Consider the following 21,940-nt stretch of genomic DNA (forward strand, 5'->3'; position numbering starts at 1 on the left):
TAACCGCCAACAGACTTATTCAGCCTTGGCTTCGTCTTCAGACTGTTCAGTTTCCTTAGTGAGTAGTTCCTTTTCCCATGCTGCCATTGGCTGAGCGTCAGAACCTTCGGACTTTGCGCCCTTTCCAGCACGTTCAAGCAAACCTTCTGCAACAGCGTCAGCCATCAAGCTAGTAAGAAGCTCGACACCACGAATTGCATCATCATTTGCTGGAATAGGATACTCAACAGAGTCTGGATCAGTGTTGGTGTCAACGATTGCCACAACTGGAATACCAAGCTTGTGAGCTTCTTCAACGGCCAAAGCTTCCTTGTTAATATCAACAACAAACATTGCCGAAGGAGTACGGTTCATGTTGCGAATACCGCCGAGCTGCTTGGAAAGCTTGTCCTTTTCGCGTTCAAGAAGCAAAAGCTCCTTCTTAGTCAAACCAGATCCACGAACATCAGTGAAGTCCATTTCCTCAAGTTCCTTGAGACGCTTTACGCGAGTGGAAACAGTCTGGAAGTTCGTCAGCATACCGCCGAGCCAACGCTCGCTCACGTAAGGCATGTTCACACGGGTAGCCTGATTTTGCACAGCTTCTTGAGCCTGCTTCTTGGTACCCACGAACAAAACAGTACCGTTGTGAGCAACAGTCTGCTTAATGAAGTCATAAGCCTTGTCAATCATGTCGAGCGACTTGAACAAATTGATGATATGAATACCATTGCGCTGGGTTAGAATAAATTGCTTCATCTTTGGATTCCAGCGACGAGTCTGATGTCCGAAGTGCAAACCTGCCTTCAGCATTTCACTCATGGTAATCTGTGCCATATCTATATACCTTTCTTGTCGGTTCTTGCCTGGCCATGCCTGTTCGCATGCAACTTGGATAACATATGTCTAAATCCAAGCCGACCGACACGAACGGACGCGTACATGGCGCGTATTCGCGTATCCGAGTAGACAATAAAAAACGAGCAATCATATAACGCGACAACATTCATGCTCAATGGACACGCAAAAGATAATCATATCAGACGCTTAATACTAAATAAATATTAGGAACTAATACTATAGTTGTTGATATTTCTTATCTAGATATTATTTAGATAATCCATTACGAAGTTGGCGCAAAGCTTGTTTTCTAACATCTTTCTCTAAACGATCCAAATAAACGTGTCCATCTAAATGATCACACTCATGCTGAATCATACGAGCCATTAACCCCTTGCCCTCTAGAACAATAGTTTTACCGTCTAAATCAATGCCTTTAGCCCTAGCATAATCTGCCCTGCGAGTCTTATACCATAATCTTGGAACGGACAAGCAACCTTCATCCCCATATTGTTCACCACTCAATTCTTCAATAACAGGATTGAGAATATAGCCAATATGGCCTTCAATATTGTATGAAAACGCTCTAAGGCTAATACCTATTTGATTTGCACTGAGCCCAGCTCTACCTGGATCGTTTACAGTCTCTAATAAATCTTCTACGAGACTTCTAACTGCTGGAGTAATCTCACGAATTGGGTCACATGGTGTTCGAAGAACAGGATCTGGAACAATGCGAATCTGTCTAATAGTCACAGTACTTCCTTAAAAATTCTAAAAGGCTAATTAAAAATGCAATGCAATTATACAAGACTTAGTGTAATTAAAATTGCAATTTTAATCAGCCTATTTAACGTTTTATAGCTAATTTAATTTCAATAACTATTCTTTGTCGTTAGAATTATTATTCTTATCAGCATATTCAGTATGCTGATCTTTTACATTAACCTGTGTAGGCAAATCCTCACCAAAACGTTTCAGATGAGTAGCAGCCTGATCTATTGCTTGTTTAACTCTAGGAGTAACCGCTTCTTGAGCCTGTTTAACAGTTTCTTGCGCTTGCTTAACAGTCTCAGTTGTCTTATCTAAAATCTTAACTGTAGCAGGTAATGGTCTACTGTTTGGTTTTGGAGCATAAAGCTGATTCTCTATAAGATCACAATACCTCTTCAAAACCTTAGGACGCACAACTTTCATGCTTGGAGTCAAAGTGCCAGCATCTTGTGAAAATTCTTCATCCAAAATAATAAATTTACGAATAGACTCAGCTCTAGAAACAGTGCTATTTGCCTGATCAATAAACTGTTGTACAACAGAACGAATAGCATCGTTTTCCGCAACAGCACTCATAGAAAGATTTTCATCCATTCCCTGACTCTTAAGCCAAGAACGAACCATATCTGGCTCAACCTCAATCAAAGCGGAAACAAATGGCTTACCGTCTCCTACAACTACTGCGTGAGATACGAGAGGACACTTAGAGATAATACTTTCCAAAGGCGCTGGACTTATATTTTTCCCACCAGCAGTGATAATAATATCTTTCTTTCTGCCAGTAATAGACAAGAATCCTTCATCGTCTATCTCGCCTAAATCTCCAGAATGGAGCCATCCATCTTCGTCAATAACATCCGCAGTAAGATCTGGCTTATCATAATATCCGATAAAAACGTTAGGACCTTTTACAAGGACTTCCCCATCATCTGCAATACGGATAGTAATTCCAGGACCAGGGCGACCCACAGAACCAACTTGATTAGCATGTTCAAAATTAACAACACAAGGAGCTGCTGTTTCTGTCATTCCATAACCTTGAATAAAGGTTATTCCATCCAATCCGTTAAAGAAATGAGCAAGTTCAGCATTTATTGGAGCTCCGCCGCAAGCTAACCACGATAGATTAGGTCCCAAAGCAGACCTTATGGAAGATCCAACAGTTTTCATATAGAAGTCATGCTGAAGTTTTGCATAAATTGAATGTGCTCTGCCTTCAACTTCATTTTTAGACCACTCAATAAAATGTTGTACAGCCTTCGCAAAAATCCTACCGCGTATACCTGCTCCAGCTTTTTGAGACGCAGCATTATAAACCTTTTCAAACACTCTTGGAACTCCAAGCAAATATGTAGGTTTAAAACTACGCAAATCTGCTAATAAATGCTTCGCATTTGGCACATATCCAATAACGCCGTGAGAACCTATTGCCACATATTGTATGTATCTGGCAAAGCAATGAGCTAATGGAAGGAACAGCAATAGTCTACTTGGCTTATAAAGCATATCATTTAAAACGTCATAAGCCGCATAGACAATATGCGTAAAATTCCTATTGGAAAGCATTGCACCCTTTGGTTTTCCAGTTGAACCAGAGGTATATACAATAGTCGCTAAATCATCAGCTTTTACTTGACCTATGCTTCTATTAAGCTCGTCGTCGCTGATTGATTTTCCAAAATCAATCACTGCGTCTATTCCAGCAGCTTTAAAGTTAAAAATAGTCTTTAAAGACATACGCTTATTGTCTTGGCGGACTCGCTCTAAACACTGCGCATGTTCATCATCACCTGCAAAAGCTATAACAGGCTTTACTTCAGAAATAATTTCAGCAGCTTGAATTGCTGAATCTGTTTCATAAATTGGAATGCTTACAGCACCAATGCACGCGCAAGCAAAATCCGTAACACCCCACTCATAACAGGTTGGGGAATAAATAACAACTTTGCTTCCTCGTTTAACGCCAAGAGCAATCAACCCCTTAGCTGTTGCACGAACTTTTAATAGCATTTCCGATGCAGTAACATCATGCCATTGACGAGTATCATCGTCTTGCCATTGGGCTATTACGCCTTGTGGATCTCGCATTGCCCTATTGGCAAGCAGTGAATAAATTGTGTCACCGTCATTTGTTGGGTGAATGACCTCTACAGCAAATTCTCGCAGCATAGTCTTAATTGTACGGTATATCTAACACGACACAAACGAAAGTCGTACAAAAATGTCAACCTAAAATTGGTGGTTTTTACAAATAAACTCTTCTGGTTAGATAATTAGAAGCAAACTAATAATGATTACCTAAACCAGAAGAGTCATATTTTTGTATTTAACTATTATTTAATTGACAATGGAATTTAAAGGCTAGTATATTTCCTCCCAATCATCCCAAGTCAACTAATGTACATATCCAACTCCCGTTTTGAGATTTAAATGCCAAAGACGCACAATAATTTAAGCTTCCAATAGAAAATAAAACAACTGCCTCAAAACGAGTTGGACTAATTAGCATTCCATTTATCATTCTTGGCATAGTCGGTTTGCAACGTAGTTGCCAACTTGTATATTCATCGTGTTTGTCTGAGAAACATTGAGATATTAGATACCACATGTTTTCAAGCTTAAAAATACATTCTTCGCTAAGAACCTTACGCATTTGTGACGATATCGGTCTTCCTCTAGAAATGTCACTAGCAATACATGCTACCTTGCACGCTATTAAAGCGAGGTCTAAGTACAATTCCTCATCTGCCGAATTATTAAAGCATGATGATACATGATATGTTGCCATAAAATGCGAAGAACCCACTGGGAATGAACCTTCGTATACTGGCAATGGCTTGCGATCATTCCACTTGAACGTAGGATGATCATCATTTGCAGCAAAGTCGTTTTTTACAACTTCCCAGAATGCATCATTTTCGTCATAGTTATCGCTGACTATGGTACCAAGAGTATTATTCATTTTCCTGCTCTTTCCCGTTAAAATTTGTTACTTATCCCATTTTCTATTTTTAAATTCCTTATTTTATTTTTTGTATTTTTAATTTAAAACCAATGTCTAGCAAAGGTTTAAATAAAGCATACAACTTATTTCAAAAATTCAAAGTATTATTTCTAAGTGTGCATAAATAAAATTAAATCCTCGATTTTTGTTGAAAAATCAAGGATTATTTAGTGTTAAGTTATGCACATTATAGTTTTTACTTCCTTGTGCACTTAAATTTTTAGTTTTAAGCTCACAAGGAAGTAAACAAATAGTATTAAAAATTACCGAACATCCTGATGGAATGGGTTAAATACAACACTACAACGCTGGAAACTCTTAACATCAACATACCCAGTGGATGCCATTGTGCGCCTTAACGCACCAACATAATTTGTTTTTCCGTCTGCCATATGACTTGGACCAAACAAGATATTCTCCAGCGGAGCAACAGTTCCAACATTTGTACGCATTCCGCGTGGCAAAGATGGATGGCGAGCCTCTGCACCCCAATGCATTCCTCGGCCTGGAGCCTCGGTTGCTCGCGCTAAAGGAGTTCCAAGCATAACTGCATCTGCTCCCATAGCCAAAGCCTTAATAAAGTTGCCAGATGTTCCCATTCCGCCATCTGCAATAATTTGAACATACCTTCCGCCAGATTCATCCATATAGTCGCGACGAGCTTCGGCAACATCTGAGATTGCAGTTGCCATAGGAGCTTGAACACCAAGAGTGTTCATAGTTGCAGAAACTGCACCTCCACCGAAACCTACGAGAATCCCAGCTGCACCAGTTCTCATTAAATGCAAAGCTGAAGTGTAATCAGCACAGCCTCCTACAATAACTGGAACATCAAGATCATAAATAAATTTCTTTAGATTAAGTGGTTCATGATCTTTAGAAACATGTTCTGCACTAACAGCTGTTCCACGGATAACAAAAAGATCTACTCCAGCTTCTAACACAGTAGAGTAGAATTCCTGAGTGCGCTGAGGGGAAAGAGCACCTGCAACAGTAACTCCAGAATCACGAATAGTGCGCAAACGTTTAACAATAAGTTCAGGCTTAATTGGTTCAGAATAAATTTCTTGTATACGCTTCGTAGCAATTTCGTTTGGAAGCTCCGAAATTTCCTTTAGAAGTGGTTCTGGATCCTCGTAACGAGTCCATAAACCTTCCAAATCAAGTACGCCCAAGGCGCCCATCTGACCCATTGCAATAGCCGTATCTGGGCTAGTAACAGAATCCATTGGCGCAGCAATCACTGGTACGTCAAAACTATAAGCATCGACTTGCCAGGACGTAGAAACAGCCTGCGGGTCGCGAGAACGACGCGAAGGTAGTATAGCAATATCGTCAAGTGAGTAAGCGACTCGGGCTTTTTTGCCCAATCCTATTTCAATTTCCTGAGACATACTTACAAGGCTAGTGTCTTATCATGACGAATCAACATGCCGAAAATTATTTAACTAATTTATAAGATAATTCTATTGAATATCAATGTTACTTATGCAATGATTCGTAAATAGATTTAGCTTTAGCTTGACCGATGCCAGAGACCTTTTGTAAATCGTCAATACTCGCATCTTTTAATTTCTTAACACTACCAAATACGGAAAGAAGACGTTTTTTGTAAAACTCTCCAATACCAGGAATCAAGTCTAGTGACGAATTTAACATGGCTCTTCTTCGTTTCTGCCTATGATAAGTTATAGCAAAACGATGCGATTCATCTCTAGCTCTCTGTAGCAAATATAATCCTTGGGAGCTTCGTTTAAGAATAATTGGGTATTCATTATTAGGAAGCCAAACTTCTTCAAGCTTTTTAGCCAAACCGCATACGACTATGTTTTTTATTCCACAATCTATCATAGCTTTTTGTGCTGCTCTGGCTTGTTCTCTACCCCCGTCAACAACTATAAGATTAGGCGTATAAGCGAATTTTTTATATTTTGATTTTTCAAGATTTTCTCCGTAATCATCATCTACATCGCCACTACTTGTGTGCTTAAAACGCCTAGAAATAGTTTCATACAATGCGCTCAAATCATCAAGTTTTCCGTTGCCATCAGACCCTTTTATGGAGAATCTTCTGTACTCGCTAGGTTTAGCAATACCATCTTCAAATACAACCATTGATGCAACCTGATATTCTCCATTTACCGTATTGGAAATATCATAACATTCAATACGCAAAGGAGATTCGCTCATTCCAAGAGCATCGGCAACCTCGTTCATGGCGCTACTTCTTGCATCTAAACTGCTGATTCTGCTGGACTTCAGTCTCATTAATGATTGTTTAGCATTATCATTTGCTTGATTCATAAGATTTCGTTTATCGCCACGTTCAGGAACCTTAATGCTAACTTTAGATACACGCAATTTGCTTAACCAATTTTCCAAATTTTCACATTGATTCTGTGATATTTCAAAAGGAATGATTATTTCTCTAGGGATTGGGGTAATTGGGTCTAGTAAATCTCCCCTTCCTGTTGATTCTTGCCTTTTTTTACGCTCTTTTGTTGTTTTTGCACGATACGCTGAGTCAATATATTTACTCTTGGTATTCTCCAAGTCAATCTGCAATGCATTTCTTGATTGCTCTATTTTCAAAGAGTCTTCATATTGCAAATTATTATTTGATTCATATTCTGAATAAACTCGCATAAGCAAATTCGCTATTATATCTGCATCGTTAATATCCTCGCTTCTTTCAACCTGCCAATTTTTCTCTCCTCGCAATAAGCCTTCGCGAACAAAGAATGCGTGAACGCATGCCTCTAGAGAATCTCCACTAAAACCAAAAACATCAGCTTCAACATTCTCGTCAAAAACAACAGAATTTTGTTGCATAACAGTTTTAAAAATGTTTATTTTATCTCTTATTTTTGCAGCATTCTCAAAATCAAGATTATCGCTAGATTCTTTCATTTCTCTTGTTAAATCGTTAATGTAAGAATCACCTATAGAACCAGTTAGTACACCAACTAATTGTTCAACATTATTTCTGTGAGTTTTACGATCCACTTTTGCAATGCAAGGTGCAGAGCATTTGCCAATATCTGCAAGAAGACAAGGTCTACCAGTTTTATGAGCTTTTACAAAAACGGATTGTCTACACGTTCTTACAGGAAAAGTCTTAAGCAAAGAATCTAGACTGTGCCTTAGCTGCCACACTTTTGCATATGGACCAAAGTATCTAGTTGATTTAGAATTCCTATTTCTTGTGATCCAGACTCTTGGAAAATCATCATTCACAGATACAGCAAGATAAGGATATGTTTTATCATCTTTAAAAACAACATTAAAACGTGGATTAAACTCCTTAATCCACGTGTATTCTAGTGTTAAAGCTTCAAGCTCAGTGTTTACAACGGTCCATTCTAGACTTCGAGCTGTTAAAACCATCGACTGAGTTCTAGGATGAAGCTGATTTAACGGTTGAAAATAATTAGACAACCTATTTCTTAAACTTTTTGCTTTTCCAACGTATATTACTTTCCCCTTATCATCTCTCCACTTGTATACTCCAGGTTGATTTGGAATATCGGAAGTTTTTGGTCTAAATAAGTCTCTCGTGTCACCTAAAAGTGATGCTCCAAAATTATTTTTAACTGAATTGTTCAAAATGTCAGTAGTGCTTATATCACTATTAGACAGATGAGTTTTCTTCCATTTGCCTTGACTGCTTATAGCATCTTCTTTGATATCTATGTTATTATTCACAATTTCCATTATGTTTTCACCTCCTTTCATAAAAATACTTTTTAATAATATTTCCTTTAAGATTTGAGCATAGGCTTTAAGAATTTGCCCGTCCAACTTTTTGTCGATTTTGCAACTTCTTCTGGAGTGCCAGTGATCACTATTTCGCCGCCTTTGTCTCCTCCCTCTGGTCCTAAATCAATAATCCAATCCGCGCATTTTACAACATCAAGATTGTGTTCAATAACTATTACAGTATTGCCTTTATCTACCAAAGATTGAAGAACGCTTAAAAGTTTACGAACATCTTCAAAGTGCAATCCAGTTGTAGGCTCATCAAGAATATAAACAGTTTTGCCAGTTGAACGTTTTTGCAACTCTGTAGCAAGCTTTACTCTTTGTGATTCTCCACCAGATAATGTTGGAGCACTTTGTCCAAGTTTAATATATCCAAGACCAACTTGTACAAGAGTATCCAAATATCTTGAAATAGATGGATATGCTTTAAAGAATACAGCAGCTTCAGAAATTGGCATATTCAGCACGTCTGAAACAGTTTTACCGTTATACGTTACGTCTAGAGTATCTCTGTTGTACCTTTTCCCATGACATTCTTCACATTGTACGTATACATCTGGCAAAAAATTCATCTCGATTTTAAGCGTTCCGTCTCCGCTGCAAGCTTCGCATCTTCCGCCTTTTACGTTAAACGAGAATCTTCCAGGACCATAACCTCTAACTTTTGCTTCTGGTGTTTGAGCAAAAAGTGTACGTATTTTGTCCCAGACACCAGTGTAAGTCGCAGGGTTTGATCTTGGAGTTCTACCAATAGGGTTTTGGTCTACGTGAACAACCTTGTCACAATTTTCAATACCATCAACTCGTTTATGAAGTCCTGGAACAATGCGAGCGCCGTTTAGCTTATCTGCTAAAACTGGGTAGAGTATCGAGTTTATAAGACTAGATTTTCCAGATCCAGATACTCCTGTTATGCAAGTAAATATGCCTAAAGGTATTTCTACATCTATATTTTTAAGGTTGTGTTCTTTTGCTCCAACAATAGTTAGTAAACGATTTTTGTTTATTTTTCGACGATTTTTAGGAACTTCTATGCATTTTCTTTTTGCAATATAGTCTCCTGTAATTGAACGTTTTGCATCTTTTATGTGATTTGCTGGTCCGCAATATACTACTTCTCCACCGTTTTCTCCAGCTTCGGGTCCAATATCTACTAACCAGTCGGATTGCCGAATTGTATCTTCATCATGTTCAACAACTATAAGAGTGTTACCTAAGTCGCGAAGATTGTGCAATGTTGATATGAGTTTCTCATTGTCTCTTTGATGTAATCCTATTGAAGGCTCGTCAAGAACGTACATGACTCCAACTAGTCCAGATCCAATTTGAGTCGCCAATCTTATTCTTTGTGCCTCTCCACCTGAAAGTGTTTTTGCGGCTCTAGAAAGAGTTAAATAATTTAAGCCAACATCATTTAAGAATCCTAATCTTGCCTTGATTTCTTTTACAATTTCTTTAGCAATTATCTTGCTTGATCCTTCTAGTTTTAAAGAATTAATCCATTCAAGACTTTTTTCTATTGGCATATCACATATGTCTGCAATTGAGTATGAGTTTATTGTTACTGCTAAGACTTCTGGACGCAATCGTTTACCGTTACATGTTAAGCATGGAACTTCTCGCATGTATGACTCGTAGTATTGGCGCATTTGATCTGAGTCTGTTTCATCATGCTTGCGCATAAGAGTGCGCACTACACCTTCGAATCCTGTTGAATATTCTCTCTGCCTACCCCATCTATTTTTATAAGATACTTTTACTTCGAAATCATGCCCATAAAGTATTGAATTTTGCGTATCTTTCGACAATTCACACCATGGTGTATCCATACTAAAACCAAGTTCAACACTTAGCCCTTGTAGCACATGCCTATAGTATTCCCCTGCAGCTTTATTTAGTGCCCAAGGTTCTATCGCGCCTTCATTAAGTGATTTTTCTGTATTTGGAACAACAAGAGCAGGGTCAATCTCTAGATTGTAACCGATTCCAGAGCAATCGGGGCACGCCCCATAAGGAGCGTTGAATGAGAATGTTCTAGGCTCTATTTCTGATAAATTAAGCTGGTGATTGTTAGGACAAGCTCTGTGCTCAGAAAAATTTCGGCGTCTGCATTTAGAATCAGCAACTTCATCTACAAAATCAGCTATAACAATTCCTTTAGAAAGTTTTAAAGCCGTTTCTATAGAATCAGTCAAACGAGTACGTATGCCATCTTTTATAATTAACCTATCTATTACAACTTCGATTGTGTGTTTCTTTTGTTTTTCTAAAGTAATATCTTCAGAAAGCTCGCGCATTTGCCCATCTACAAGCGCTCTCGAATAGCCGTCTGATCTAAGAAGAGTAATTGTATCTTTGAATTCGCCTTTTCTGCCGTTAACAACAGGTGCTAATATTTGCAATCTTGTTCTTTCTGGTAAAGAGAGTATAGAATTAGCCATTTGTTGTGGTGTTTGAGCACTGACAAGTTCGCCACATTTAGGGCAATGAGGAATTCCAACTCTAGCAAAAAGAAGCCTTAAATAATCATAAACTTCTGTGATTGTTCCAACAGTAGAACGAGGGTTACGATTAGTAGTTTTTTGGTCAATAGATACAGCTGGGCTTAATCCCTCAATAAAATCTACATCTGGTTTATCCATTCTTCCAAGGAATTGCCTGGCATACGCGCTTAAGGATTCCACATAACGCCTTTGACCTTCTGCAAAAAGAGTATCGAAAGCAAGAGAAGATTTACCAGATCCTGACAATCCAGTAAAAACAATCATACGATTTCTAGGCAATTGTAAACTAACATTTTTTAAATTGTGTTCTCTAGCTCCTTGTATGGTTATCTTTAAATCTGAAGGAACAGAAGACAAATCATATACTAAATTGTCATTGTTTTTTACAGGATGAGCAGAATCGAGCATAGATTGCAAGATGTCAGCTTTTTTATTACATTCACGGTTTTTGTTATCTAAAATTGCATCTTGGGATAAAGGTAATTGCATCTTTTGCGAAGAATCTGATTTGCTTTGCATTCTGCCTCCCTAAGAGCTATTTTAAGAATCAAGATTTTGCACCAAACCCATTCTTGATTGAGCATTAATTATACAATACGATTAATTATAGAACACTTGTTCGAAGTAGATAATTTTCTGCGTGTTGTCGAAATACATAGAAAAATAAAGAATAAAATCCTTTAGCAAAAACTATGCAAGCCTAACTGTATAATCGTGAGTTTGGCTAACACATTTTGAAGATATTCAGATTAAAGCATTGTTTTAAGGAGTGGGTGCAAATGGCCATTGACGCACAAGGACTTACTATACAAATTGGTGCGCGCACGCTATTAAACCCAACAGATTTTCACGTTACAAAAGGCGACAAAATCGGCTTAGTTGGAAGGAATGGAGCTGGAAAAACAACTCTTACACGAGTAATAACAGGAGAAATGCTCCCTGCTGGCGGAACTGTACGAGTAAGTGGTGGATTGGGGTATCTACCACAAGATACGCATGCAGCAGATCCAGAACAAAGCGCGTTAGATAGGATTATGAGCGCTCGCGACATTTCGTCAATTGTATCTCGTATACGAAAAGCAGAAAAAGAGATGACGAATCCAGATCCAGATATTATGACGAAAGCCATGAATCGCTACGACAAAGCCATTGAAGACTTTGAAAAAGCTGGTGGATACGCTGTGCAATCGGAAGCAATATCGATGGCAAATAGCCTTGGGCTTCCACAAGAAATTATGAAGCAAGCTCTTGGAACTCTATCTGGCGGTCAACGTAGACGAATTGAACTTGCACGAATACTTTTCTCCGATGCAGACACGCTGATTTTAGATGAGCCTACTAACCATTTAGATGCAGATTCTATAATTTGGTTGAGAAACTATTTGAAAAAATTCTCTGGTGGATTCTTAGTGATATCCCATTCAACAGAATTGCTAGATGAGGTTGTAAATAAAGTCTGGCATTTAGATGCACAATTGGCTCAAATAGACATGTATTCAATGGGTTGGAAAGCATACTTACATCAACGCGTTGTAGACGAAGAACGCAGGCGCAGAGAACGAGAAGTGGCTGAAAAAAAAGCTGAACGCCTTATGAAACAAGGTATTCGTTTACATGCAAAAGCAACAAAAGCAGTAGCAGCTCAAAACATGATGCGTAGGGCTGAACGTCTGTTAAGTGAAACAAGCGAAGCACAAAGTCGCGAGAAAGTAGCAGATATTCGTTTTCCAGAACCTGCTCCTTGCGGACGAACACCTATTATGGCTGAAGATATTTCAAAAGCTTATGGATCCAATATTGTATTTGCTGGCATAAATTTGGCTATAGATAAAGGTTCAAGAGTTGTTATTCTTGGATATAACGGTGCTGGTAAAACAACCACTTTGCGTATTCTAGCTGGAGAAGAAAGTGCAGATACTGGCAGCGTAAACTATGGGCATGGCTGCAAGATTGGCTATTTTGCTCAGGAACACGACACTTTGGATTTAGATGCGACAGTATTAGAAAATCTTCAGCATGTTGCTCCAGATTTAAATGACACTCAAGCAAGATCTATGCTAGGAAGCTTCCTATTTTCTGGAGATGACGCAATGAAGCCAGCTAAAGTGCTTTCGGGAGGCGAAAAAACTCGTCTAGCCTTGGCAACTCTTGTAACTTCAAAAGCAAACGTGCTTTTGCTCGATGAGCCTACTAACAATTTAGATCCAGCTTCTAGAGATGAAATTCTTAAAGCCATTGCAAAATACGAAGGCGCTATTGTATTGGTTACTCACGATGAAGGAGCAGTTCTTGCGTTAAACCCTGAACGAGTTCTTCTTATGCCAGACGGTGATGAAGATTTGTGGAGTGATGACTATCTTGATTTGGTTGCAGAAGAATAGGATTTTAGGATTGCTATGAAAACAACAGCTAGATTTGCTAATTTTACGCTACAACACATTTTCCATGTTCTTCGCGCGCCTTTAGCAATCTTGCTGTTAATAGCATTGTTTGAATGCACTGTTGGAAATATTCCATTTTGGAATAGTGTTACTGGCAGCACAGATAGCATGTTTGCACACAATGCAACTGGTCCAGGTATTGAAAGACTTTCTTCTGGAGGACTTTTAATTACCGATCCTTCGGAATCTTATTTAGAAGTTAATTCCGACGGATCTTCACCATATATTCAGCTTAAGCCTTCACTAATTACGCCGAAAAAAATTGGCAAAAGTCCTGTCAAAACGGATGTGCATGTACGAATTGATGTTAATAAAATCGCTGGAAAGCCGTTGAGCACCAATCCTAGAGCCATTAGTTTTGCTATGCTTCCAGTTCCAGATCAAGCAATTGGAGTTAAAAGCACTCTTAGATTATGGATACAACATCCTAAAGGAGATGTTGTAGACGTTGAGGATGCTAAAGCAAATGTTAGAGCACCTTTTAGCTGGAATTGGGGTCGCGTTTTTCTTCTTATAGTCGTTTCAATTTTGATTTCTTTGTGGAATCCTTGGTCTAAATTATGGAAAATCAAACTTAATACAAAGAGTATTAATCAAAGGCTTTTACTCACTTTATTCTGGACGCCTTTCCTTTTGATTGCTATTTTTGCAATATTTTGGAATGTTTTTAACGGTATTCCAATGCATTTTGATGTTGCTGGAAACTACACTTACGATTTTGATCAATACGCACGTACAGCAGACGCTCTACTTAAAGGTAAGACTCATCTTGATTTACCTGTTCCACCGCAAATGCAAAAATTATCTAATCCGTATGACCCAATTGCAAGAAATAATCTTCTTTCTGATTGTGTACACAATATTTATTGGGATCATGCGTATTATAAGGGTCATTGGTATTCGTATTTTGGTGTAATACCAGTTGTTTTATTCTTTATACCGTATAAGATTATATCCAATTTGTGGATTCCTGGTGGAGCCATGCTCCCTACAACAATAGCCACTTTCATATGCTTAATTGGATTTTTAATTTTTGGCTCACTATTGGTTATTCGTCTAATTAAACGTGTTAATCATCAGGCAACTCTTGCTTGTGTATCAATTTGTTTAACCTTATTCTTTATTACTTCAAACACCGTTTACTTGTGGTTTAGAACATCCTTTTATTCAGTTCCAATGGCCGCATCATTATTCTTCACTTCACTTGGATTATGGTTTTATCTCGGATCTATTAAAGATGAAGAAACTACAAAAACGCATAAAATAGTGGAACAATTAAAACCATCATCAATAATATCGTTTAAGCATATTGCAGCAGGATCATTGTTTATTGCTTTTAATCTTGGTTGTAGACCAACTTTTATAATCGCTTTTCTATTCGCAATTCCGCTATTTTATACTCATTTTTACTCATATATTAAAAATATTATTATCAGTGACAAAAAATCTATAGAAAATCTTAAAAACTTATTAAAGCTAATTCTTTGCATAATTATTCCATTTATAATAGTTGCAATACCAATCGGATTATATAATGCTTTAAGATTTGGGTCCCCTTTTAATTTTGGCAATGAATATCAGATTACGATTACAGATATGACTTCAATGCGTCTCCCTTCGCAGAACATCATTCCATCCATTTTAAGTTATATAGCTTTGCCAATACGTTTTATATCAACTTTCCCTTGGATAGCAATTCAACCTATTGCTTTTGAAAAATGGCAATATGCAGAGCCAATGATTGGTGGAATGTTTACATTATCTCCACTCGCATTACTAGGAATTATATGCGTTTTCACAATGGCTAGAAACATGAGTAAAATCGCTACAAGATTAGCTATAATATCTGTAATTTCTGGCATAATCGTTATTGTTTTTGACAGCTTAAAAGCTGGGATAGGATGGCGATATATTGCGGATTTTGCATGGCTTTTCGCTTTAAGCGCAATAATAGGTATTAATTCTTTGCTACAAAAATATGCTGATATTACAGTATGTGACACTTGGAAAACTAAAACATTATGCTATTTACTGCGATTCGTTATTTTTGGTCTTCTATTTTTCTCCATAGCAATAGCTTTTCTAAGCTGGTTCGTACCAGGCAGAGAAGACTCAATACTACGTTTTAATCCTCAAATGTGGCATACTGTGAGATGCTGGTTCACATTAATCTAATTTGTTTTCATTAATTTAATTCTTCCAGCATTGTATGAACAGTATCTAGCAACGCTTTAACACCATACACAAATTGTTTTTCTTCTGGCAACAAAGATAATGCCAAATATCCATTATTTGGCATATCGAAGTAATAGCCAGGCTGAGATACAAGATGATAATCTTGCATAAGTCTTAGAGCTAAATCATCATCATCTAAACATGATGGAACACGGATAAGAATATTCCATCCGCCTTCTGCACGCAATGCACTAACACAACAATTTGAATAGTTTGCGAGAATTGTTCTAAGAGTTTTAAGATTCGACATCACTCTGTTTTGAACAAGATCAGTTTGTTCTTTAGCATATTGCAATAATTCTGGAATTCTTTCTGATACAGTTGCACCAATTGGAAGAAAGTCATCAGCAATAACATCAAGGCGTTTCATAGCATCCTGTACGTCTTGACTAGGACCCGAAACCTCAATCCATCCAACCTTTGCATGCGGAGCTGCAAGCATCTTTGAGAATCCATCTAAAGCAAAAACTAACGTAGATTCTTCACCTGCTAACCTACAGTTTCCATCAAAAGGTTCTAGACAATAATCATAAAAAACTTCATCAGCTATAATTGCCACATTATTTTTATTGCATAATTGCAATAATGCTTCTCTTTCTTGAGGCTTTATATAAGATCCTGTTGGATTATTTGGATTTATTAAAACAAGTGCACGAATACGATTATCCGTATTCTCTAAAAGTTCTTTAACCCTAGGAATATCAATAGTCCAAGAGCCATCATAAACAAGCGGATAAGGTATAGATTTTACGCCTTCTAGTCTTGCAATCGATTCTATAAGAGGATATCCAGGAGTCGGAGCTAAAACAGAATCACCGCAATCACACATTAGCATCATTAGCCATGCGTATGCTTGAGAAGTTGATGATAATACGTATAGATTATCTGGATTAAGAACCTTAGCTGAACTACCCTTCTTATTTACAATATTTTGATCTACGCGATTATCTCTATGATTTATAAAGTTAGCAAGAATACGCCTAACTTCGACAGGTCCTCTAGGATCAGCAGTATATTTTGCATTTAAGCACTCTGGAGAAAGACCATGTACCGTTGGGTTTGAATCGTTAAGTTTTGTAAGTTTAATACCTTTAGATATAGCAACACGTTGAGCCAGAATAATTGGATTTGGCTCACTCACATCAACTCTTGAAGAAAATCGCACTCGACTACACTAGCGCATTGTATAAACCAAATATATAAAAATACAAAAATATGCAAATATAAAAAATGCGCTGAACGCAAAAGCATCCAGCGCAAATAAAATATCAAAAATCCTTAATTGTTTCTTTGCTGCATTGCATAATAAGCTGCACCGATAATGCCGGCTTCATTATGCAAAGACGCAACTACAATAGGCGTCTTAATATCGATATGAGGCAAGAACTTCTCGCTAACACGGCTAACACCGCCTCCAACAACAAACAGGTCTGGGTTAAAGTACTTTTCCATCAAACCATAATACTTAGTAAGACGCTTAGCCCACTTTTTATAACCCATGTCTAACTTTTCGCGAACAGAAGAAGCAGCATACTTTTCTGCATCTCCCTTACCCTTTTCAAGCTGAATATGGCCAAGCTCTGTATTAGGAATAAGAGTACCGTTATAAATCAATGCTGTGCCAATTCCAGTGCCTAGCGTAGTAGCAATAACCAAACCATCTTTATCTTTTGCAGCACCAAAGTGTTGCTCAGCAAGACCAGCAGCATCGGCATCATTCACTACAGTAACAGGACGACCGCAAGCTTCGCTGAACACTTCTGTAACATCCACACCAATCCAAGATTGATCGAGATTCGCCATAAACTCAAGCTTCTTTCCAGGCTTAATAGGAGCCGGAAAAGCGATTCCAACAGGAACATCTGCAGGAACATCAAAATGCTCAAGTTGCTGACGAACAATATCTGCAACAGCTTGAGGTGTGGAAACCGCTGGAGTGAGAATCTTATATCGCGGTTCTGCAAACTCGCCTTTTTCCAAATTAACTGGTGCAGCCTTAATACCAGAGCCACCAATATCTACGCCAAATGCTTGTGCAGTGTCAATCATCGTTAACACTCCCCTCTGAATGTCGGACAATGGGATATCATGTTCATTCTACAATATTGCTAAAGCGACACGCTTATATATTGTCTATTTAATGATAACGATTGCATAAATGTTTTTCTCAAAATTAAAGCTTTAATATTAAAAATCATGCAAACAATTGCTAAAATCTTTAACTCTAATTTATCGCAAATAGTTTTGAAGCTCTTTGTTTATTAAACCATTTGAAGCAATAACGTCATTTTCGCGTCTCCAATGAATTGAGTCACCATTCCATTGTCGAACATGCCCCTGTGCTTCTTTAACAACAACGGCACCAGCTGAAACACCTGGAATATCCCACCTATGAAGATGTGGCTCAAAATATGCGTCGTAAGTACCATCTGCCACTTTGCACAAGTCAAGCGAAGCAGGACCAATACGTTTAATATCTGCTGGACATTCTTCCTCAAGCGAAGAAACAACGTCTAAAGCTCTTTTAGATTCACCTGGAATATAAGACATTCCATAGCAAACAACAGAGCCATGCAATGTTGATGTTGTAGAAGGCGTGATTTTCTCTCGCTTCTCTCCGTTAGGAGTTTTACGAATACGAATAGCACCCTGACCCTTAGCAGCCAAATATGTAAGCCCTAAAGCTGGGGCATGAACAACACCAAGAACAGGTCTAGCAGAGCCTTGATCATTAAACTCGAAAAGCGAAACAGTTAAAGTCCATTCAGCCATATCGCGGTTAAAGTTAATAGCACCGTCAATATTGCCTACACACCAAAAACGATCACCTGTTTTGCAATCATCTGGTCTATTTCTCCAGAATCCTTGAAAAGTATTTATATAAGTAAGACGATTTTCAATAAAACGTACTAGCTTATCTCCAAAAGCTGAATCGGATTGATTAGGATCACCTAGAACCATCATACTTGCCATATCTCTAGGATTAAGCTGATCCTGATATGCATGTTTACCAACATCTTCTAATATTCTAGCAACTTCAAGAGCTACATCCCTTAAATTCATACCTGCCATACTTTACTCACCTCTTTAATTCCCCACATTTTGATTATTTATCTATTCCAAAAATCTGCAACTATCCATAAATCTGCAACTATTTTACTCAACTAATCAAATTAAACCAAACTTCCACACGCAATATTCAAATAAAATCAATAAACTTTCACATTTAATAGTTTTATAGAAAAGATTCACATGCAAAAACGCGTAGCGAAACAAAATCCTAAATTTCTTAAACCAGCCTTAGAATTAATTAATAAACCTAACATCTCTCTTAAAAGATTATAACATGACTAAAGTACCAGACTTAAAAACACAAAACTTAATTAACACTCCTTCACATACTCCTTCACTAAAAAAACCAGGGCTTCTTGTTTTAGATGTAGACGCCACTCTTATTGAAGAAGAAGTGATTGACTTACTAGGAGATATTGCTGGAGTCGGGTCAAATTTAGCATATATAACTTCTAAAGCAATGAAAGGAGAAATTGACTTTGACACATCTTTAAAACTAAGGGTTTCAATGTTAAAAGGACTCGAATGCACTTGTTTTAAAAAAGCTATTGAAAGTATCCACGTAACCAGTGGAGCCAAAAAACTTATAGACACATTACATTCCTTTGGATGGAAAATAGGAGCAGTTTCTGGAGGATTCAATAATGTTTTAGATGATTTTCTGCCAAATCTAAACATAGATTTTTGGGTAGCAAACAATCTAGAAGTAGTAGATTCTAAGCTAAGTGGGAAAGTTATTGAGCCTATAGTAAATCGCCAATATAAAGCAAAAGCATTGATTAATTGGGCGAGAAAAAACAATATTGACATTAGTCAAAGCGTTGCGATTGGAGACGGTGCGAACGATATAGATATGATTAAAACAGCAGGATTAGGCGTCGCATTTTGCGCAAAGCAGTTATTAAAAAGTCAAGCTAAAGCAAGCATAGATACGCGAGACCTAAGCCTAGTTTTAGATCTACTAAACTAAACTTAACTAACTAGAATTTATACAAATTTTACTTTGCGTTTTTCAAGATTACACTTATCGCTTCAATCCAAATAGGACTCTTGACTTAAATGCGCTCCTCTAGCCCAATCTGCAGCCTTCATAGCCTTTTTACCTTGCGCTTTAACTTCTAAAAGCTCAAGAACACCACTTGCAGAACCAACCCAGACATTTCGCTTACCTGCAAAAATCTGCCCAGGCTTAAGTTCGCTTAGATTATGTATTGAAATATCCTCATCTTTTGCCAATGCACAAGAAAGAACATGCAAACTAATGATTTGCAAATCGCCACAATCAACATGCAGATTACACCAAGCTCCAGGATTTGGCGTGCAAGCACGAATCTGCCTATCGATTGCAAATGCTGGAATATCAAAACGAATATGAGCATCCTCAACAGTGATTTTTTGCGCGATTTGGCAAGGTGTAGGATCTTGCTCAGCAGGAATAATTTGACCAGATTCCATCCCAACAAGAGCAGAGCAAAGAAGATCTGCACCATCATTGCTTAGTCTCATAAGCAAGTCGCCAGCTGTTTCATGAGCACCAATCTCGGTAGTCATTTGTGCAAGAATAGGTCCTTCATCCATTCCACGCGTAATCTTAAAAACAGTGGCACCGGTAATATCATCTCCAGCCCAAATCGCACGCTGAACAGGAGCTGCCCCTCGCCACTGTGGAAGAAGCGAGAAATGCAAGTTGTACCATCCTAGAGGAAGAACGTCCAAAACAGATTGTCTAAGAATCTTTCCATAAGCAACCACGGCAGCAAGTTTAGCGCCAGTTGCCTTTAAAGCTCTTATGCACTCCTCTTCATCACTAGGATTAACCTCTAAAACAGGAATCCCAAGTTCAATCGCAGCTTTTTTAACAGCGCTAGGAACAATTTTCCTACCTCTGCCTGTCGGAGCATCTGGTCTCGTAAGAACAGCACGAACATCAAAATGCTCTTTATCTTGAGCTAAAGCACGCAATGGCGCAACAGAAACCTCTGGTGTTCCAGCAAATAAAATAGGTAGCACCATACGTAAACCCCCTTAAAAAATATCTTCATTATTCCTAGCATCTTCAAAAATCATATACTCTCAACAATCGAACAGTAACGAGAATAGTCATGAAAATACTAAGAATTAGCGAATTAGCAGAAAGCATCCTTTAACTTGCTAAAGAATCCTTTGTGATTTGTAGTCGAATCTGGGATAGCGCGTTGAACAATAACACTATCTTTTCCATCATGCAATTCTTCAAACTCTTCAATAAGTTTACGCTCTTCATCGCTCAGCTTTGTTGGAATATTAACAAGAATGTGAACAACAAGATTTCCGCGTTCTTTAGAGCCTAGAACCGTTACACCCAAATTAGGTACAGAAATAGTATTTTCACTTTGAGAACCAGAAGGGATTTCCACGCTCTTTTTGCCGTCAAAAGTATCTATATCAACTTTATGTCCCAAAACAGCCCAGGTCATTGGAATGTCAATCCAACAATGTAAATCGTTTAGATTCCTAGTAAACTGTTTATCTTCTCGAATATGTACATCAACATACAAGTCGCCAGCAGGACCGCCACATTCACCTACTGCTCCTTGCGAAGCAAGTCGCAATCGAGAATTATCTTTTATACCAGCAGGAATAGTAATCCCAATTTCTCTTGATGTACGAATTCGACCATGTCCATGACAATTTGGGCAAACATTCTTAATGATTGTTCCGTGACCTTCGCATTCTCTACATGGCTCAGATGACATCATTTGACCAAACATTGTTCTAGTAACCCTTTGTACAAAACCAGCGCCCTTGCATTGCGGGCAAGTTATAGGGTCTGATTTATCTGCAGAGCCTTTTCCAGCACAATCTTGACACAAGCCAAAAGTCACTACATGAACCTTAGCATTCCCACCAAATACTACTGTTTTAAGATCAACTTTAACTTCTGTGAGTGAATCTTCACCACGATTCACGCGCGGAATAGGAGAACCCGTACTTGTTCCAAAGGATCCAGAGAAGAACTGATTTAAAATATCTCCCATATCCATATTCATATTGGCATATCCGCCAGCGCCAGCTCCAGCACCCGATGCCGATAGATTGTTTGGGTCAACACCCATATCTACCATTTTGCGTTTTTCTGGATTAGACAAAACGTCGTATGCAGCATTAACTTCCTTGAATTTGTCTTCAAACTCAGGACCTGCGATATCTGGATGGTACTTTCGACTTAATTTTCTATATGCTTTTCGAATCTCATCATCGCTAGCGTTAGAATCAACACCTAAAATCTTGTAATAGTCAGTCACTTAACTCCCCTTTTACCTTAATAAAATAATTCTTGCATAAGGCAC

15 protein-coding genes are annotated in these 21,940 nt (G+C 38.1%); 3 read left to right on the top strand and 12 right to left on the bottom strand.

From position 1 onward, the window contains the following. Positions 1 to 15: 15 nt before the first annotated feature. The 7 genes from rpsB to uvrA all read right to left on the bottom strand — a co-directional run bounded on the left by rpsB (position 16) and on the right by uvrA (position 11,382). Positions 16 to 816, bottom strand: coding sequence for a 30S ribosomal protein S2 (gene rpsB / locus P0106_RS02665; RefSeq protein ID WP_004111661.1), 801 nt, complete (start codon positions 814 to 816; stop codon positions 16 to 18). Between the two features lie 270 nt (positions 817 to 1,086). Further along, entirely contained in the window at positions 1,087 to 1,575 is a 489-nt protein-coding gene (gene def, locus P0106_RS02670; protein WP_116692084.1) for a peptide deformylase, read from the bottom strand. A gap of 126 nt (positions 1,576 to 1,701) precedes the next feature. Continuing rightward, on the bottom strand, positions 1,702 to 3,762 hold the full coding sequence (locus tag P0106_RS02675) for an AMP-dependent synthetase/ligase (protein ID WP_119675633.1): 2,061 nt from the start codon (positions 3,760 to 3,762) through the stop codon (positions 1,702 to 1,704). 211 nt (positions 3,763 to 3,973) lie between these two features. Next, positions 3,974 to 4,555, bottom strand: coding sequence for a hypothetical protein (locus P0106_RS02680; RefSeq protein WP_004117869.1), 582 nt, complete (start codon positions 4,553 to 4,555; stop codon positions 3,974 to 3,976). Positions 4,556 to 4,860: 305 nt separating this feature from the next. Beyond that, entirely contained in the window at positions 4,861 to 5,991 is a 1,131-nt protein-coding gene (locus tag P0106_RS02685) for a GuaB3 family IMP dehydrogenase-related protein (RefSeq protein WP_004115105.1), read from the bottom strand. A gap of 88 nt (positions 5,992 to 6,079) precedes the next feature. Further along, positions 6,080 to 8,311 carry an excinuclease ABC subunit UvrC gene (gene uvrC, locus P0106_RS02690; RefSeq protein WP_473730400.1) on the bottom strand — a complete coding sequence of 744 codons (2,232 nt, stop codon included), beginning with the start codon at positions 8,309 to 8,311 and terminating at the stop codon, positions 6,080 to 6,082. A 47-nt stretch (positions 8,312 to 8,358) separates the two neighbouring features. Next, positions 8,359 to 11,382, bottom strand: coding sequence for an excinuclease ABC subunit UvrA (gene uvrA, locus P0106_RS02695; protein ID WP_473730401.1), 3,024 nt, complete (start codon positions 11,380 to 11,382; stop codon positions 8,359 to 8,361). 260 nt (positions 11,383 to 11,642) lie between these two features. Here uvrA and P0106_RS02700 point away from each other — a divergent pair, with 260 nt between their 5' ends. Together P0106_RS02700 and P0106_RS02705 are read left to right on the top strand one after the other, a co-directional pair. Next, positions 11,643 to 13,244, top strand: coding sequence for an ABC-F family ATP-binding cassette domain-containing protein (locus P0106_RS02700; RefSeq protein ID WP_004111673.1), 1,602 nt, complete (start codon positions 11,643 to 11,645; stop codon positions 13,242 to 13,244). Between the two features lie 15 nt (positions 13,245 to 13,259). Next, a complete protein-coding gene (locus P0106_RS02705; RefSeq protein WP_473730402.1) occupies positions 13,260 to 15,479 on the top strand; it encodes a beta-carotene 15,15'-monooxygenase in 2,220 nt (739 codons plus the stop codon). 10 nt (positions 15,480 to 15,489) lie between these two features. Here the strand turns inward: P0106_RS02705 and P0106_RS02710 are convergent, their stop codons facing one another. The 3 genes from P0106_RS02710 to P0106_RS02720 form a co-directional block, all read right to left on the bottom strand. Then, entirely contained in the window at positions 15,490 to 16,704 is a 1,215-nt protein-coding gene (locus P0106_RS02710; protein WP_032840522.1) for a pyridoxal phosphate-dependent aminotransferase, read from the bottom strand. A gap of 113 nt (positions 16,705 to 16,817) precedes the next feature. Beyond that, positions 16,818 to 17,588 carry a polyphosphate--glucose phosphotransferase gene (ppgK, locus tag P0106_RS02715; RefSeq protein WP_004111678.1) on the bottom strand — a complete coding sequence of 257 codons (771 nt, stop codon included), beginning with the start codon at positions 17,586 to 17,588 and terminating at the stop codon, positions 16,818 to 16,820. Between the two features lie 180 nt (positions 17,589 to 17,768). After that, positions 17,769 to 18,611: an inositol monophosphatase family protein gene (locus P0106_RS02720; protein ID WP_004111680.1), complete on the bottom strand. Its 843-nt coding sequence runs from the start codon at positions 18,609 to 18,611 to the stop codon at positions 17,769 to 17,771. Positions 18,612 to 18,885: 274 nt separating this feature from the next. Between P0106_RS02720 and serB the strand changes: the two genes are divergently transcribed. Next, on the top strand, positions 18,886 to 19,581 hold the full coding sequence (gene serB / locus P0106_RS02725; protein WP_415703306.1) for a phosphoserine phosphatase SerB: 696 nt from the start codon (positions 18,886 to 18,888) through the stop codon (positions 19,579 to 19,581). A gap of 62 nt (positions 19,582 to 19,643) precedes the next feature. Here serB and fmt read toward each other — a convergent pair whose 3' ends face one another. Together fmt and P0106_RS02735 are read right to left on the bottom strand one after the other, a co-directional pair. Beyond that, a complete protein-coding gene (gene fmt, locus P0106_RS02730) occupies positions 19,644 to 20,624 on the bottom strand; it encodes a methionyl-tRNA formyltransferase (protein ID WP_473730403.1) in 981 nt (326 codons plus the stop codon). 113 nt (positions 20,625 to 20,737) lie between these two features. Then, complete coding sequence (locus tag P0106_RS02735; protein WP_020761896.1) at positions 20,738 to 21,895, bottom strand: DnaJ C-terminal domain-containing protein; 1,158 nt, start codon at positions 21,893 to 21,895, stop codon at positions 20,738 to 20,740. Positions 21,896 to 21,940 lie beyond the last annotated feature (45 nt).

This window comes from Gardnerella sp. c11Ua_71 (genome assembly GCF_055818025.1).